This window comes from Phenylobacterium sp. GW823-FHT02A09 (assembly GCF_058797775.1).
The window spans coordinates 330,652-347,127 of sequence record NZ_JBXAJZ010000002.1 but is presented as its reverse complement, the minus strand read 5'-3'; the positions used below and the strand labels follow the sequence as shown (position 1 = coordinate 347,127).

At 67.7% G+C, this 16,476-nt stretch carries 13 protein-coding genes; 6 read left to right on the top strand and 7 right to left on the bottom strand.

What is annotated here, in order from left to right:
• Positions 1–13: 13 nt before the first annotated feature.
• The gene (locus tag AC1Q87_RS08850) at positions 14–1,465 is read right to left on the bottom strand and encodes an NAD-dependent succinate-semialdehyde dehydrogenase (protein ID WP_492608594.1); all 1,452 of its coding nucleotides are present in this window, start codon (positions 1,463–1,465) and stop codon (positions 14–16) included.
• A gap of 189 nt (positions 1,466–1,654) precedes the next feature.
• Between AC1Q87_RS08850 and AC1Q87_RS08845 the strand changes: the two genes are divergently transcribed.
• From AC1Q87_RS08845 to AC1Q87_RS08835, 3 genes are all read left to right on the top strand, one after another.
• Positions 1,655–1,828, top strand: a complete 174-nt coding sequence (locus tag AC1Q87_RS08845) for a hypothetical protein (RefSeq protein ID WP_436063124.1) — start codon at positions 1,655–1,657, stop codon at positions 1,826–1,828.
• Between the two features lie 90 nt (positions 1,829–1,918).
• Positions 1,919–3,727: a M2 family metallopeptidase gene (locus tag AC1Q87_RS08840; RefSeq protein ID WP_492608593.1), complete on the top strand. Its 1,809-nt coding sequence runs from the start codon at positions 1,919–1,921 to the stop codon at positions 3,725–3,727.
• Positions 3,728–3,841: 114 nt separating this feature from the next.
• Positions 3,842–5,458, top strand: coding sequence for a TadE/TadG family type IV pilus assembly protein (locus AC1Q87_RS08835; protein ID WP_492608592.1), 1,617 nt, complete (start codon positions 3,842–3,844; stop codon positions 5,456–5,458).
• Positions 5,459–5,524: 66 nt separating this feature from the next.
• On the opposite strand, the gene AC1Q87_RS08830 is transcribed toward AC1Q87_RS08835, so the two are convergent.
• The 5 genes from AC1Q87_RS08830 to AC1Q87_RS08810 all read right to left on the bottom strand — a co-directional run bounded on the left by AC1Q87_RS08830 (position 5,525) and on the right by AC1Q87_RS08810 (position 13,103).
• Entirely contained in the window at positions 5,525–7,003 is a 1,479-nt protein-coding gene (locus AC1Q87_RS08830; protein WP_492608591.1) for an MFS transporter, read from the bottom strand.
• Positions 7,004–7,068: 65 nt separating this feature from the next.
• Positions 7,069–8,550: an MFS transporter gene (locus AC1Q87_RS08825; RefSeq protein ID WP_492608590.1), complete on the bottom strand. Its 1,482-nt coding sequence runs from the start codon at positions 8,548–8,550 to the stop codon at positions 7,069–7,071.
• Between the two features lie 181 nt (positions 8,551–8,731).
• A complete protein-coding gene (locus AC1Q87_RS08820; protein ID WP_492608589.1) occupies positions 8,732–10,264 on the bottom strand; it encodes an MFS transporter in 1,533 nt (510 codons plus the stop codon).
• Positions 10,265–10,286: 22 nt separating this feature from the next.
• Positions 10,287–11,783, bottom strand: coding sequence for an MFS transporter (locus AC1Q87_RS08815; RefSeq protein ID WP_492608588.1), 1,497 nt, complete (start codon positions 11,781–11,783; stop codon positions 10,287–10,289).
• A 339-nt stretch (positions 11,784–12,122) separates the two neighbouring features.
• Positions 12,123–13,103 carry an NAD(P)H-quinone oxidoreductase gene (locus tag AC1Q87_RS08810; protein WP_492608587.1) on the bottom strand — a complete coding sequence of 327 codons (981 nt, stop codon included), beginning with the start codon at positions 13,101–13,103 and terminating at the stop codon, positions 12,123–12,125.
• Positions 13,104–13,180: 77 nt separating this feature from the next.
• On the opposite strand from AC1Q87_RS08810, the gene AC1Q87_RS08805 reads away from it, so the two are divergent.
• Positions 13,181–13,384 carry a DUF1192 domain-containing protein gene (locus AC1Q87_RS08805; protein WP_492608586.1) on the top strand — a complete coding sequence of 68 codons (204 nt, stop codon included), beginning with the start codon at positions 13,181–13,183 and terminating at the stop codon, positions 13,382–13,384.
• A gap of 134 nt (positions 13,385–13,518) precedes the next feature.
• Positions 13,519–14,025, top strand: coding sequence for a protease adaptor protein RcdA (gene rcdA, locus AC1Q87_RS08800; protein ID WP_183771414.1), 507 nt, complete (start codon positions 13,519–13,521; stop codon positions 14,023–14,025).
• A gap of 215 nt (positions 14,026–14,240) precedes the next feature.
• On the opposite strand, the gene rpmE is transcribed toward rcdA, so the two are convergent.
• Entirely contained in the window at positions 14,241–14,465 is a 225-nt protein-coding gene (gene rpmE / locus AC1Q87_RS08795) for a 50S ribosomal protein L31 (RefSeq protein WP_293404218.1), read from the bottom strand.
• A gap of 119 nt (positions 14,466–14,584) precedes the next feature.
• Between rpmE and AC1Q87_RS08790 the strand changes: the two genes are divergently transcribed.
• Entirely contained in the window at positions 14,585–16,435 is a 1,851-nt protein-coding gene (locus AC1Q87_RS08790; protein WP_492608585.1) for an ABC transporter transmembrane domain-containing protein, read from the top strand.
• Positions 16,436–16,476 lie beyond the last annotated feature (41 nt).

Sequence of the window (16,476 nt, the reverse complement as noted above, 5' to 3'; positions counted from 1 at the left end):
GCGTTCTCGAGGCCTACCGCAGCGCCAGGGTCAGCGCCTTGACCTGCATGTAGTCGGCGATCCCGTAGACGGACCCCTCGCGGCCATAGCCGCTCTGCTTGACCCCGCCGAACGGATTGGCTGCGTTGGAGATCAGCCCGGCGTTGACCCCGACGATGCCGGACTCGATGGCACGCCCGACCCGCATCGCCCGGTTCAGGTCGTCGGTGAACAGGAAGGCGGCGAGGCCGAACTCCGAGGCGTTGGCCCGTTCGATCGCCTCGGCCTCAGCCCCGAATTCGAACACCGGGACCAGCGGACCGAAGGTCTCCTCGTGACAGAACAGCGCGTCGTCGCCGCCGAAGGTGACGGTCGGCTGAAAGAAGTTGCCCTCCAGCCGCGCGCCGCCGGTCAGCACCTGGCCGCCGGCCGCGACCGTGCGGGCGATATGGTCTTCGACCTTGGCCACGCCCTTGGCGTCGATCAGCGGCCCGATCACCGTCTCCGGCGCAAAGGGATCGCCGACCTTCAGGGCCTGCACCTTCTCGACCAGCGCCGCGACGAAGCGCTCGCGGATGCCGGCCTGCACATAGACCCGGTTGGGGCAGACGCAGGTCTGTCCGCCGGCGCGGAACTTGCCGGCCACCGTCCCCTCGACCGCGACCTCCAGGTCGGCGTCGTCGAACACCAGCAGCGGCGCCGCGCCGCCCAACTCCATCGACAGCCGTTTCAGGGTCGGGGCGCATTGGGCGGCCAGGGTCCGCCCGACCCCCGTCGAGCCGGTGAAGCTGAGCTTGCGGATCAGCGGCGAGGCGGTCAGCGCCCCGCCGACCACGTCCTGCGCCCCGGTCACCACCGACAAGCACCCGGCCGGCACGCCGGCCTCCAGCGCCAGGGCGGCCAGCGCCAGCGCGGTGAACGGCGTCGCCGATGCCGGCTTCAGCACCACCGGGCAGCCGGCGGCGAACGCGGCGGCGGCCTTGCGGGTGATCATCGCGGCCGGGAAGTTCCACGGGGTGATCGCCGCCACCGGGCCGACAGGTTCCTGGAAGGCGAGGATCAAATCCTGCCCGTTGGGGCTCTGAATCGCCTTTCCGTCCAGGCTTTGGGCCAGGTTGCCGAACCACGTGACGAAAGAGTTTGCGTAGCGGACCTCGCCCAGCGCCTCCTTGAACGGCTTGCCGTTCTCCAGGGCGATGATCGCGGCCAAGGCGTGCTCGTGGTCGCTAACCTTCTGAGCCCACTGGGAAAGGATCGCGCCCCGTTCGGCCCCCTTCAGCGCCGCCCAGGGCCGGAAGGCGGCGTCGGCGGCGCGAATCGCCCGCTCGACCTGGTCCTTCGGCAGCTTTGGGACTCGTCCGACGACCGTCCCATCGGCAGGATTGACGACCTCGATGACGTTGGCGCCCTCGGCGGGGATCCATTCGCCGTCGACCAGGGCGGCCTGGCGGATCAGGCGCGCCGCGCCGGCTTTCAGTTCGTCCACAGACGGTTGATCTGACATGCAAAATCCCTTCGCCAAGCTTGCCTGGCTATAGGTTCCCAGGCCCGTGCAGGGTTCCGATGAAACTTTTCGTGTTGCGCCGCAACCGCCCGAAAGCTTGACTCAGCTGGGTCTTGGAGTCGTCATAAAGCGGACATGCCGCATTGCAGCATGAGTTTCGCGGAGGCGCATATGACGGATCTTCCGTTCGCCTACTCACTGGCCCACGCCGAATGCGGCTGGGCCTGGCGGATCTTCGACGAGGACGGCGAGACCGTCGCCCAGGGCCTCGACCTGTCGCAGTCCGACGCCCAGGCGTCGGTCGAGACCGCCATCCGCATGGCCGCGTCCGAGGCCCGCGCCTAAGCGCCGCTTGACGGCGTCCTTCCCAGACGTTCCTTTCCGATCAGCGCGGCCTTCAAGGCCGCATTTGCCGCGTTAGGGACGTCTCGCCGCATGAAATCACATTTGCTGGCCGCCACGGCGGTCGCTTTGTTCGCCTTCGCCCCGGCTTCGGCCCAGGCGCCCAAGCCCGCCAAGCCGACCCCCGCCGAGGCCAAGGCCTTCGTCGACAAGGCCGAGGCCGAGCTCGCCGCCTTCAACCAGTACGTGGCCAAGTCGGCCTGGGTGCGGGCGACCTACATCACCGAGGACACGCAGTGGCTGGAGGCCAAGGCCACGGCCGAACAGAACGAGCTGACCGCCCGCTACGCGCGTGAGGCGGCCAAGTACGACGGCGTCGCCGTCGATCCGGTCACCGCCCGCAAGCTGAAGCTGCTCAAGCTGTTCCTGGTCTCGCCGGCCCCCAACCGGCCGGGCGCCGCGGGCGAGCTGGCGACCCTAGCCACCCGCCTGGATTCGACCTTCTCGTCGGGCAAGTTCCAGTACGGCGGCAAGACCCTGAACCTCAACGAGGCCGAGGAAATCCTCGCCAAGAGCCGCGATCCGGCCGAGCTGAAGGCGGTCTGGGAGGGCTGGCACTCGGTCGCGCCGCAGATGCGCGGCGACTACGCCAAGCTGGCCGAGCTGTCGAACGAGGGGGCCCGAGACCTGGGCTTCAAGGACACCGGCGCGCTCTGGCGCTCGAACTACGACATGGACCCGGACAAGTTCGCGGCCGAGACCGACCGCCTGTGGAGCCAGGTCGAGCCGTTCTACCGCAATCTGCACTGCTACGTGCGCGGCCAGCTCAACGACAAGTACGGCGACGCCGTGCAGCCGCGCACCGGCCCGATCCGCGCCGACCTGCTCGGCAACATGTGGGCCCAGCAGTGGGGCAACATCTACGACGTCGTCCAGCCGAAGACCGCCTCGTCGAGCTACAGCCTCGACAAGCTGTTGGTTTCAAAGGGCTATGACCCGGTGAAGATGGTCAAGACCGGCGAGAGTTTCTACACCTCGGTCGGCATCTCGCCGCTGCCCGAGACCTTCTGGCAGCGCTCGATGATCACCCGTCCGAAGGACCGCGAAGTCGTCTGCCACGCCTCGGCCTGGGACCTCGACGACCGCGACGACGTGCGCATCAAGATGTGCACCAAGGTCGACGCCGACGACTTCTACACCGTTCACCACGAGCTCGGGCACAACGTTTACCAACGCGCCTACAAGGATCAGCCGTTCCTGTTCAAGAACGGCGCGAACGACGGCTTCCACGAGGCGATCGGCGACTTCGTCGGCCTCTCGGCCCTGACCCCGACCTACCTCCAGCAGATCGGTCTGCTCGACAAGGCGCCGGGCGCGGACGAGGACATCCCGTTCCTGCTGAAGATGGCGCTCGACAAGATCGCCTTCCTGCCCTTCGGCCTGATGGTCGACCGCTGGCGCTGGGAAGTGTTCTCGGGCGAGGCGACGCCCGACCACTACAACGACGAATGGTGGAAGCTGCGCCTGAAGTACCAAGGTCTGACCCCGCCGGGCCCGCGCCCGGCCGACGCCTTCGATCCGGCCGCCAAGTATCACGTGCCGGCCAACGTGCCCTACACCCGCTACTTCCTGGCCCACATCTACCAGTTCCAGTTCCACCGCGCGGCCTGCAACCAGATCGGCTGGAAGGGGCCGCTGCATCGCTGCTCGGTCTATGGCGAGAAGGAAATGGGCCAGAAATTCAACGCCATGCTGGAAATGGGCGCGTCCAAGCCGTGGCCCGAAGCCATGGCCGCCTTCACCGGCGAGAAGACCGCCGACGCCAGCGCGGTGACGGCCTACTTCAAGCCGCTGAACGACTGGCTGACCGTCCAGAACAAGGGCGAAAGCTGCGGCTGGTAAGTCGGTTAACGGGCGCCGAATAAAGCTTTGCCTTAACCTTCTTCGGCGCCCGTTCGTTTACGCTGCTCTGGCAAGCTCCAGCGGATTCATCTCTGAACTGCTGGGGCTCCAGGCGTGGAAAAGATCACCAAGCAAGTCGCCAGGCGTATTCATGGCATGACCGGGCGGCTCAAGGCCCGGTGCGTCGCGGGCGTCCGCGACGAACGCGGCGCGACCGCCGTCTTCTTCGCTGTGGGCCTGCTGTTGCTGGCGCCGGCCACCATGGGTCTGATCGACCTCTACATGATCACGACCCAGCGCGGCCAACTGCAGGACGCCCTCGACACCGCCACGCTCTACGTGGCCCGGTCGAGCGCGACGTCGGCCGCCGACATCCAGACCTCCGGCGACGCAGCCCTGCGCGCGAACCTCAAGCTGCCGACGGGCCAGGCCATCACCTCCAGCACGTTCCAGCTGGCCGCCGACAAGATCACCATCAAGGGCCACGCGACGATCACCCCGCCGACGGTGGGGCCGCGCCTGTGGGTGCAGGCCGACATCGCCGCCAGCTCCGAGGTGCTGCGCAATTCCAACAACGTCGAGGTCGCCCTGGTGCTCGACACCACCGGCTCGATGAGCGCCGACATGGCCAACCTGCGCACCGCGGCCAAGGACCTGGTCGATCTGGTGATCAAGGACCAGCAGCCGCCGCTCGCGCCGTACTACACCAAGGTCGCCCTGGTGCCGTACGCCAACAGCGTCAATGTCGGGTCCTACGCCGAGACGTCGCGCGGCTCGATCCGCCAGGCGGTCGCGATCTCGGGCGTGACCAAGGCCAACCCGGCCGTGGTCACCACCTCCCTCGACCACAACCTGGTCAATGGCGAGACGGTGTCGATCGCCGGCGTGAAGGGCATGACCGAGCTGAACGGCAAGGAATTCGTCGTCGCCAACCGCACCGCCAAGACATTCGAGCTGAAGTCGACCAACAGCTCAAGCTACACCAAGTACACGTCCAGCGGCACGGCCCAGTGCCTGAGCGAGGACTGCCAGTCGTTCAAGTTCACCGGCGCCGACAGCAAGACCAAGTACTGGGTCCCGACGAACTGCGTGTCGGAGCGCATCGGGGGCGAGGCCTATACCGACGCCGCGTCCAGCGCCAATCCGGTCGGCCGCCGCTACTACGCCAGCGGCGACAGTGCAGGGTGCTACACCCAGCCGATCGTGCCGCTGTCGACCAACAAGACGGCGCTGAAGGCGGCGATCGACAAGCTCGACGACAACGGCTCGACCGCCGGCCAGATCGGTCTGGCCTGGGGTTGGTACATGGTGTCGCCGACCTTCGGCACGATGTTCCCGGCCGAAAGCCGCGGCGCCGCCTACGGCTCGCGCGAGCTTCTGAAGGTCGTCGTGCTGATGACCGACGGCGCCTTCAACACCCCCTACTGCAAGGGCGTGGTCGCCAAGAACGCCGGTTCGGGCAGCGGCAACAGCGACATCAAGATCAACTGCAACGCCACCAACGGCGACCCCTTCGCCCAGGCGACGGAGCTTTGCCGGAACATGAAGGCCAAGGGGGTCATCGTCTACACGGTCGGCTTCAACGTCAGCAGCGACACCCAGGTCCAGAACCTGATGACCAGCTGCGCGACGGCGCCGGAGTACGCCTACAAGCCCAACGGCGGGGCGGAACTGAAGGTGGCGTTCCGCGCCATCGCCCAGGACATCAACTCGCTGCGGATCTCCAAGTAGCCGCCGTCAGCAAGGCTGGAAGTTCGACGCGCCGGGCCCTGCGCCCGGCGCGTTTTTCTTTGCGCGTCAGCCGACCCGCTCGGGGCCTTCGCCGCCCTCGACCTGCTCGGCCTGGGCGGCCAGCTTGGCGAGGCTGGCGGCGTGGCTGTCGCGGGTGATCCTGTAGAGCGAGACGCAGAGGATCGCCGCGCCGTAGAGGCCGCCCAGCACGAACAGGTAGGTCATGCCGAGATTCGACACGACGCCTTCGCTGACTTCGCCCGGCTTGGCGTTCTGCGGGAAGCCGATGGCCAGCAGGATCATGCTCGAGGCGAAGATGCCGACGCCTGACACGGCCTTCTGCACGAAGGCGGCGGCGGCGAAGAACAGGCCTTCGGAACGACGGCCGGTGCGCAGCTCGGAGTCTTCCACCACGTCGGCGATCATCGACGAGATCAGGATCGCCGAGATGATCGAGAAGCCGGTCGAGAACACCGCCTGCACGAACAGGATCGGCAGCAGCGCCGGCGAGCTGTTGTCGGGGAATACGCCTGTCAGCCGCAGGGTGATCGGCGCGACGGCGATGACGAATGACAACACCTTGGTGATCTGCGCCGTCTGCTTCTTGCCGAGGCGCTTGGACAGCGGCGCGGCGAAGCCGAAGGCCAGGGCCGCCGAGATGAAGTTGGCCATGGCCAGGATGGCGATCTGCGCCGACGGCAGCTGCCAGAAGTAGGTGTTGAAGTAGAGGTTCAGCGACAGCACCAGGCCGCCGGCCATGGCGTTGAACAGACCAGCGCCCATCAGCACCAGGAACGACTTGTGGCTGAGCGTGCCGACCATCTCTTTGGCCAGCTGGCCCAGGCTGAGCTTGCGGGCCGGCGGGATGCGCAGGCGCGGGATCTGGTTGTGGGTGCCCATCGCCGAGATGATGATGGCGAAGAAGATCACCGCGGCGGCGACATAGCCGTAGGTGACGTAGCCGGCCGGGTTCAGCTGGCCGACAGGATGCTCGGCGTCCGGGGTCAGGAACACCTTCAGCGCCAGCAGGGTCATGGTCAGGCCGCCCCACCAGGCGAAGAAGTAGCGGTAGGACATCACCTTGGTGCGTTCGTCGTAGTCGGTGGTCAGCTCAGCCGCCAGCGCCGACGAGGGGATCTCGTACATGGTGATGAAGCTGCGGATGATCACCGCGACGACGATCAGGTAGACGAACAGCGCCTCATGCGACCAGCCCTGCGGCGGGTTCCAGAGCAGCAGGTAGGACAGCGCCACCGGCAGGGCGGCGGCGTACATGAACGGGTGGCGGCGGCCCCAGCGCGAGCGCCAGTTGTCGGACACCTGGCCCATGATCGGGTCGAGGAAGCTGTCGATGATCAGGGCGATCATGATCGCCAGGCCGACGGTCGCCGAGGGCAGGCCGACCACCTGGTTGTAGAAGATCAGCAGAAGATAGGAGAAGCCCTGGTCCTTCACCCCGAAGGCGACCGAGCCGAAGCCGTAGAAGAATTTAGTCGGAACGCTTAAGCGTCCCTGCTTTTGAGCATCTGGTACGGCTTCCGCCACGGCGTTTCCCCTGTTCTATGTTCGCTTTTGTAAACACGACCAGGAGGGCGAGGGAAGGGGGCGTCTCAACCTGCGCTGGCGATCACCGGCTCGGCCTGCGGCGGCTGGCCTTCGTCGCCGACGGTTTTCTCACCGGCCAGCGCCGCGACGTTGCGCTCATGGGTCTCGCGGTCGATGCGGTAGAAGATCAGCACCAGGATCGAGAGCATGTTCATCCCGAAGGTGATCGGCAGGTAGATCAGCGCCAGCTGGCGCATGATGTCCGGGCCGACCGAACCGGCCGGCGCATGGGTCGGGAAGGCCACGAAGGTCAGCAGCAGGCCGCTTAAGAACACGCCGATGCCGGCCGTGAACTTGGGCAGCAGGCCGTTGGCCGCGAACAGCAGCCCCTCGGAGCGCACGCCCGTTCGGACCGCGGCGTCCTCGACGATGTCGGCGATCATCGAGGAGATGATGATGTAGCCGGCGATGGCCAGGGTGGTGGCGACGAAGGCGTCGATCCAGAGGATGGCGAACACCCACGGCGAATGGTTCGGGGGCATCACGTGCAACAGCCGCAGCAGGATCGGGGCTGAGGCGGTGACCGTCGAAACGCTGAACAGGCCGAGCATCGCGGCCTTCTTGCCGAACGCCTTCGAGGCCGGGGCGGCGATCGCCACGCCGGACACCGAGGCCAGCACCGAGGCCAGGGCCAACATCGAGATGTTGGCGGCGCTGAGCCCCCAGAACTCCAGATAGAAGTACTGGCTGAGCGCGTTGGTCATGCCCGCCGCCACGCCCGAGCAGAGGCCGGAGGTCATCACCACCACCAGCGAGCGGTTGGACAGCGTGCCGCCGATCTCGCGCAGCAGTTGGCCCAGGCTGGCCTGGCGCTCGGGCGGCGCCGCCAGCTGCGGAATGTGCCGATGCGTCCCGAGCGAGGAGACCAGGATCGAGGCGGCCATCACCAGCCCGGCGAGGATCCCGTACTGCGCATAGCCGTCCCGATTGAGGATCCCGCCGTTCTCCGGGCTCAGGAAGACCTGGTAGAGCACGACGTTCATCCCGAACCCGCCGATCACCCCGAAGAAGAACCGGTAGCTGAACAGGCTGGTGCGCTGGTGGTAGTCGGACGTTAGCTCCGGGGCCAGGGCCTGGCTCGGCACCTCGTAGAGGCTGACGCAGATCCGCAGCACGACCAGCATGCCGATCAGGTAGAGCCCGATGCTCTCCGGCGGCCAGTCGGCCGGCGAGTTCCAGAACCCGATGCAGGCCAGCGCCACCAGCGGGGCGGCGGCGTACATCAGCGGGTGGCGGCGGCCCCAGCGCGTGCGCAGCTTGTCCGACCACTGGCCGATCGCCGGGTCGATGAAGGCGTCGAGGATCAGGGTGGCCATGATCGCCGTGCCGACCCACAGCGCGGGCAGGCCGATCACCCGGTTCAGATAGGGCTGCAGCACCGCCGAGGAGAGGCCGAGCGTGGCGACCCCGAAGGCGACCGAGCCGACGCCGTAGAACATCTTGGACCCGACGCTCAGGCGTCCGTCCGCCGCTTGGGCCTGGCCCATGCGCTCCTCCCTGGCAGGCGCGCCGCGATCTCCGCCGCGGACGTCACGGCTTCGAATATTCGGTATGATCGGGGCGCTGGCAAGCGCCTATTCGCCAGAAAGAAAATCCCCCCGCGACGAGCGTCGCGAGGGGATGAAGAGGTCGGTCGCCGCCACCGCGGAAGGCGGCGCGGCGCGGGCGTCAGGCCTTGGGCGCGACCGGGCTCAGGTCGCCGGCCGGGCCGGTGGCGGCAGGGCTGGCGCCCTCGATCTGGGCGTCGGTGGTGCGGACCTCGACGGCGCCCTCCTGCAGCTTGCGCAGGTTCTCCTCGTGGGTGGTCTTGTCGATCCGGTAGAGGAACAGGCAGGTGATGGCGATCGCGTAGAAGCCGCCGATCGTCGGCAGGTAGATGAGCGCCAGGTTGCGCAGCAGCTCGGGATCGACCTCGCCCGGCTTGGCGCCCTGCGGGAAGGCGACATAGGCCAGCAGCACGCCGGAGGTGAAGACCCCGACCCCGGAGACAATCTTCTTGAACAGGTTGTCGGCGGAGAACAGCAGCCCCTCGGAGCGGCGCCCGGTCTTGACCTCGCTGTCCTCGACGACGTCGGCGATCATCGACTGCAGCATGACCCCGGTCATGATCGCCATGGCGCCGTTGGCCATGAAGTCGATGATCAGGATGCCGAACAGCAGGTTGGTGCCGTTCTCGGGCATCAGGCCCATGATCCGCAGGCCGATCGGCAGCAGCAGGGCGATCACCGCGCCGAAGAACATGGTGATGGCGGCCAGCTTCTTGCCGAGCTTGGCGGCGACCTTCGGGGCGGCGACGACGCCGATCACGCTGGCGACCACACCGGTGACGGTCAGGATCGCCAGCTGGCCCTGGGTCAGGCCCCAGAAGTAGAGGTTGAAATAGAGCTCCAGCGCGGTCTTCAGGCCGAGCGAGACGTTCATGAACATGCCCGAGATCGTCAGCGCGACGAACGAGCGGTTGTTCAGGGTGGCGCCGACCTCGCGCACCATGGCGCGGATGGTGATCTTCCGCTTCGGAGGCTGACGCAGATAGGGGATCTGGTGGTGGGTCGCCCGCGACGAGATCAGGATGATCGTGAAGATCGTGATCGCCGCGACGATCGAATAGGTCTGCCAGCCGTCGCGCGACAGCAGGCCGCCGGTGCCGTCGGCGTTCTTCTTGAGGAACACCTGGTAGACCAGCAGCTGCATGATCAGGCCGCCGGCCACGCCGCAGAACGAGCGGATGGCGATCATGCTGGTGCGCTGGTCGTAGTCGCTGGTCAGCTCGGCCAGCAGCGCCGACGAGGGTAGTTCGAAGAAGGTGTCGAACAGCCGGATGACCAGCAGGCAGACCAGCATGTAGCCGAACAGCGCCTCGTCCTCCCAGCCGACCGGCGGGTTCCAGATCATGTAGAAGGCGATCGCGACCGGCAGGGCCGCGGCGTACATGAACGGGTGGCGGCGGCCCCACTTGCTGCGGGTGTTGTCCGAGATCTGCCCGACCATCGGATCGACGAAGGCGTCGAAGATCAGCGCGATCATGATCGCCGTCGACACCATGGCCGGCGGCAGGCCCACGACCTGGTTGTAGAACAGCAGCAGGAAGGTCGTGATGCCGCGCTGCTTGATGATGTTGGCGGCCGCGCCAAGGCCATAGAGGGCCTTGGTCGTGAACGTGATGGGCGGGCGTGGCGGCAGGCCGGCGGCGGCGTCGGTCATGTCGTGGATCCTGGACTTAAGGTCAGGCTTTGAAGGGCTGCGGCGATGCGGCCGGGGGCTCGGGCGCCGGGTCGGGTTCGGGGGCCTGGCTGGGCGCGCCGGACCGCTCGGCCAGGCGGGCGAGGTTGTCCTCGTGCTTGGCCTTGTCGATGTTGAAGAAGCTGAGGCTCACGATCCCGAGCCCGAACAGCACCCCGATCACCGGCAGGTAGATCAGGCCCATGTTGTGGATGATCTCGGGGTCGACCTGGCCGCGCTTGGCGTTCTCGGGGAAGGCGATGATCGCCAACACCGAGCCGGAGATGAACACCCCGACGCCCGAGACCAGCTTCTTGAACAGGTTGTCGGCGCTCATCAGCAGGCCTTCCGAGCGGCGCCCGGTCTTGACCTCGGCGTCCTCGATCACGTCGGCGACCAGCGAGACCAGCAGCACGCCGGTGGCGCCGGCGAGCGCGGTGTTGATCACCGTCTCGACGACCAGCAGGCCGTAGAGCAGACCGGTGCCGTTGGCCGGCATGACCCCGAACAGGCGGGCGACGACCGGGCTGACCCCGACCAGCAGCGCGCTGGCGAACATCAGGATCGCGCCGTGCTTCTTGCCCATCCGCTTGGCGATCTGCGGCGAGGCGACCACGCCGATCGCCGAACCGACGACGCTGACCGTGACCAGCCCGGCGAGCTGCGTCTGGGTCAGCTCCCAGAAATAGAGGCCGAAATAGATCTCCAGCGCGTTGCGGGCGCCCACGGCGATGGCCACGAACATCCCGGTGATCGTGGCGATGACGAAGGCGCGGTTGTTCAGCGTGGCGGCGACCTCCTTGGCCATCGCCTTGAAGGTGATCTTGCGGTTCGGCGCCTGGCGCAGATAGGGGATCTGGTTCTGGGTGCCCGCCGTCGACAGCAGGATGCAGACGAAGATCAGCGCAGAGGCGCAGAGCGAGTAGGAGAAGTAGCCGTCGCGGGCCAGCACGCCGCCGGTGCCGTCGGGGTTCTCCTTGAGGAAAACCTGATAGGCGAGGACCGTCATGCCCAGGCCGCCGATCACCGCGAACAGCATGCGCAGCGAGAGCAGCTTGGTGCGCTCGTCGTAGTCCTTGGCCAGTTCCGGCGCGAGGGTCGAGTGCGGCAGCTCGAAGAAGGTGTCGAACAGCCGCACGGTCAGCAGGCAGGCCAGCAGATAGCCGACCATCTGGCCGTCGCTCAGGCCCGACGGCGGGTTCCACAGCATGTAGAACGCCACCGTGACCGGGATCGCTGCGGCGTACATGAACGGATGGCGGCGGCCGAGCCGGGACTTGAAGTTGTCGGAGACCTGGCCGACCAGCGGATCGACGATGGCGTCGAACACCAGGGCGATCATCAGGACGAAGGTCACCGTCGTCGGCGGCAGCCCCACGACCTGATTGTAGAACAGCATCAGGAAGGTCGAGAGCCCGCGCAGCTTCACGGCGTTGGCGACGGCGCCGACCGCGTAGAACAGCTTGGTGGCCAGGCTCAGAGGTGGTCGAGAGTCGCTCATGCGCGGGCGCTCGGACCTTCGGCGCACGCGAACGTGTTCGGCTTGGATGGGCCGTCGACCAATTTTTCCTCCCGCCGCGCGATCAATGCTGCGCAGCCGCCATTATGAGGACGCCAAACCACAGCCTTGAAGCTGTGGCGGACGCCCGCGATCAATTGGCCAAATCGTGAGGGAGGGTTTCCCTATCGTCAACGGATTTCGTGGCCGCAGGCGGGCGCCTTACCGTTACCGGACAGGGATTTCGTGGAGCGGGACGCCGCCCCTATCGATGTTCTGCAAACATTCCGCAATGGCGGCGGGCGCTCCGCCCGCCGCCATGCCGCATCCTAGAACTCCGACTCAGCCGCCGGTGGTCAGCATGACCTTGCCGACGTGCGCGCCGCCTTCGAGATAGGCGTGGGCCGCGCCGGCCTCGTCCAGCGGGAAGGTCTTGTCGATCTGCGGCTTCAGCTTGCCGGCCGCGATCCACGGCCAGACGGTCGCCTCCACCGCCGCGGTCAGCCGCGCCTTCTCGTCGGCGTCGCGCGGGCGCAAGGTCGACCCGGTGACCACCGCGCGCTTCATCATCAGCCGGAAGATCGGCAGCGCCACCTCGCCGCCGCCCTGGGCGGCGATGAACACGATCCGCCCGCCGGTCTTCAGAGCATCCAGGCCCTTGGCGAAATAGTCGCCGCCGACCATGTCGAGGATCACGTCGACCCCGCCGTGCGCCTTGGCGACTTCGGCGAAGTCCTCGCTGGTCACGTCGACGCTGACGTCGGCGCCGAGCTTCTTCGCCTCGGCCGCCTTGCCCGCGCCGCGGCCGGTGGCGATCACTTTGGCCCCGGCCGCCTTGGCCATCTGTATCGCCGTTGTCCCGATCCCGGACGTCGCGCCGTGGACCATCAGCGTCTCGCCGGCCTTCAGGCTCCCATGCTCGAACACATTGGCGAAGACCGTGAACACGGTCTCGGGAAGCGCCGCGGCCTCCAGCGCGCTCAGGCCCTGCGGGATCGGCAGGGCGTGGCGCGCATCGACCACTGCATATTCGGCGTAGCCGCCGCCGCCGAGCAGCGCGCAGACCTTGTCGCCGGCCTTCCAGCGGCCGGTCCCGACCACCACCTCGCCGGCGACCTCCAGGCCCAGGGTCTCGGGCGCGCCGGGCGGCGGCGGATAGGCGCCGATGCGTTGCGCCAGGTCGGGACGGTTCACGCCCGCGGCCTCGACCTTGATGAGGATCTGGCCGGGGCCGGGCTGCGGCCGCGCGATGGTCTCGGCCCGGAGGTTTTCCGCAGGTCCTCGCCCGCCCTCCACAGCGATAGCGGTCATGGTCTCGGTCACAGGGGCGCCCTCCGGCAGGTTTTCAGCGTAGTCTCCCAGATAGACGCCGGAACGGATCTGGCAATGGGAGGTCTTCGATGGATGAACCGGTAAATTCCCGGGTCCAGCGCGGGCAGCGTCTGGCCGAAGCCATTCGCGAGGATCTTGAGCTGTACGGCGTCGCCGAGCTCAACGAGCGCATCGAAACGCTCCAGGCCGAGATCGACCGCTGTCGTGCCCAGATTGAGCGTAAGCACTCGGGCAGGGCCGCGGCCGACGCGCTATTTTCAAAGCCAAGCTGACTCCCGCTTACGGATAACCGAACGTAAACGCGGGTCATCGATAAGGGTGTTTACGTCTGGCATGGGGGTTGCAGACCTCCGCCGCCGAAGCCGCAGACACCTGCGGGCGAGGATTTTAGAGGCTGAGTGCTGTCATGACCGAAGGATTTGCGCCGAGCGGCGCCTGGCGCGCTGACGTGATCGCCGACTTTGCGCGATCCGAGCTGTTCGACCGCACCTTCCAGGAAGGCATGGACCTGGTCGAGGAGACCGCCGGTTACCTCGACGGCTCGGGTCGTCAGGAATCCAAGCTGCTCTCGCGCAGCGCCGCCCTGGCCTATGCCGGCGAAAGCATGCGGCTCACCACCCGCCTGATGCAGGTCGCCTCCTGGCTCTTGGTTCAGCGAGCCGTGCGCGAAGGCGACATGCCGCCGGAGAGCGCCCGCGAGGACCGCTACCGCCTCGGGGCCGAGGACATCTGCCGCGGCGCCACCACCGAAGACCTTCCGGCCGGCCTGCTCGTGCTGCTCGACCGCTCCGAGCGGCTCTACGAGCGCGTCCGCCACCTGGACCGCCGCATGTACATCGAAGAGAGCGAGCCGGAGGACGCCAACCCGGTGCTGTCCCAGTTCGGTCGCCTGCAGGCCGCCTTCGGGGCCTGAGTCCAACCCCGCTCATCCCGGCGAAGGCCGGGACCCAAGCAGCGCTTCGGCCCGGCTGGAGCGCTGTTTTCATGTCTGCAAGTCCGCTTGGTCCCGGCCTTCGCCGGGATGAGCGGACTAGTGGTCCACGCACAGCAAAAACGCCGCGCGGGCTGCGCGGCGTTTTCGTATCTGCTCGCCGAGTTCGACGGGCGCGCCGCAGCGCGCCGCACGTCTTACTTGCGGGTGAAGGCGCCGAACTTGGCGTTGAAGCGCGACACGCGGCCAGCGCGGTCCAGCAGCGTCTGGTTGCCGCCCGTCCACGCCGGGTGCGTCTTCGGGTCGATGTCCAGGTTCAGGGTCGCGCCCTCTTTGCCGTAGGTCGAGCGGGTCTGATAGCTCGAACCGTCGGTCATCACGACCGTGATGAAATGGTAGTCCGGGTGGGTGTCTTGTTTCATCGCGAGGGCAACCGACGTAAAGGAGCGGCAGAAAGTTCACGGTCCGCCGCAAGGGCGGGCGCGAAGGAAGCCGCGCGTATACAGGAAAAGGCGCGGTAAGAGCAAGGGCGCTAGTTTCCATGAGTGATTTGGCCGCCGAGGCCCCTGTCGAAGGACGGCCCAGCGCCGGCGCCGCCATGGCGCAGGATCTGAGCGAAGCCGCCCAGCGCCGGACCCGCAGCCGCAACGTCGGGGCCCTGCGCGCCCTGGCCCCGTATCTGGCCCGCCACAAGGGCGACACCGCCTGGGCCGGCCTGTTCCTGATCACTGCGGCGGCCTCGACCTTGGGTCTGTCGGGCGCCGTGCGGCTGCTGGTCGACCACCTGACCGCGCCCGGCGCCACCGACGCCAGCGTCGCTCCGCGGTTCTGGCTGATCGGCGGCGTGGCCCTGGCGCTCGCCGCCTCCAGCGCCCTGCGCTACTTCTTCGTCACCAAGCTGGGCGAGCGGATCACCGCCGACCTGCGCAAGGGCGCCTACGCCCACATTCTGACCCTCGACCAGCCGTTCTTCGCCAAGACCCGCACCGGCGAGGTGCTCTCGCGCCTCACCACCGACATCCAGATCGTCGAGAGCCTGCTCTCGACCTCGATCTCCGTGGCGCTGCGCAACCTGCTGACCCTGATCGGGGCGCTGGTGCTGCTGGTCATCGTCAGCCCCAAGCTGACCGGCCTGGTCGTCGCCCTGTTCCCGTTCGTGCTCGCGCCGCTGTTTCTCTACGGCAAGCGGGTGCGCAAGCTGACCACCTCGACCCAGGACCAGTTCGCCTCCGCCGTCGGCCACGCCGGCGAGACGCTCGACGCGCTCGAGACCGTCCAGGCGTTCGGTCGCGAGGGCGCGGGCGCGGCCACCTTCGGCGAGGCGGTCGAAGCCTCGTTCCGCACCTCGCTGCGCCGAATGACCGCGCGGGCGATCATGACCGCCCTCGTCATCGGCCTGGTGTTCGGCGGCGTGGTGTTCATCTTCTGGCTCGGCGTGCATGCCGGCCTGCGCGGCGAGATGACCTGGGGCGCGCTCTTCCAGTTCGCGTTCCTGGCCGTGATGGCCGCCGGCTCAGTCGGGGCGCTGGGCGAGACCTGGGGCGACGTGCAGAAGGCGGCCGGCGCCATGGAGCGGGTCTCCGAGCTGTTCGCCGCGACCCCGACCATCGCCGCCCCGGCTCAGCCCAAGGCGCTGCCGCAGCCGGCCCGCGGCGAGATCGCCTTCGAAGACGTCCGCTTCGCCTATCCGGCCCGCCCTGACGCCCTGGCCCTTGACGGCTTCTCGCTGCACATCGCGCCGGGCGAGACCGTCGCCCTGGTCGGCCCGTCGGGCTCGGGCAAGAGCACCGTCTTCCGGCTGCTGCTGCGCTTCTACGATCCGCTCAGCGGGACGATCCGCCTCGACGGCGTCGACCTGCGTGAGGCCGATCCGGCGCAGGTGCGCGCCCGGATGGCGCTGGTCTCGCAGGACTCGCCGTTGTTCTCCGGCTCGCCGTCCGACAACATCCGCTTCGGACGGCTCGACGCCAGTCCCGAGGACGTCCGCGCCGTCGCCCGTGCGGCCCAGGCCGAGGGCTTCCTCGACGCCCTGCCTCAGGGCTTCGACACCCCGCTCGGCGACCGCGCCCGCAGCCTGTCAGGCGGCCAGCGCCAGCGCCTGGCCATCGCCCGCGCGCTGATCCGCGAAACCCCGATCCTGCTGCTCGACGAGGCCACCAGCGCCCTCGACGCCGAAAACGAGCGCCTGGTCCAGCGCGCGCTCGAGGACGCCATGGTCGGCCACACCACCTTGGTCATCGCCCACCGCCTGGCCACCGTGCTCAAGGCCGACCGCATCGTGGTCATGGACGGCGGCAAGGTCGTGGAGCAGGGCACCCACGCCGAACTGATCGCCACCGGCGGCCTATACGCCCGCCTCGCGGCCCTGCAGTTCGGCGACGTGGCGGCCTGATCGGACAATTCCTCCCCCGCTGGGGGAGCAACCAGAAGGCG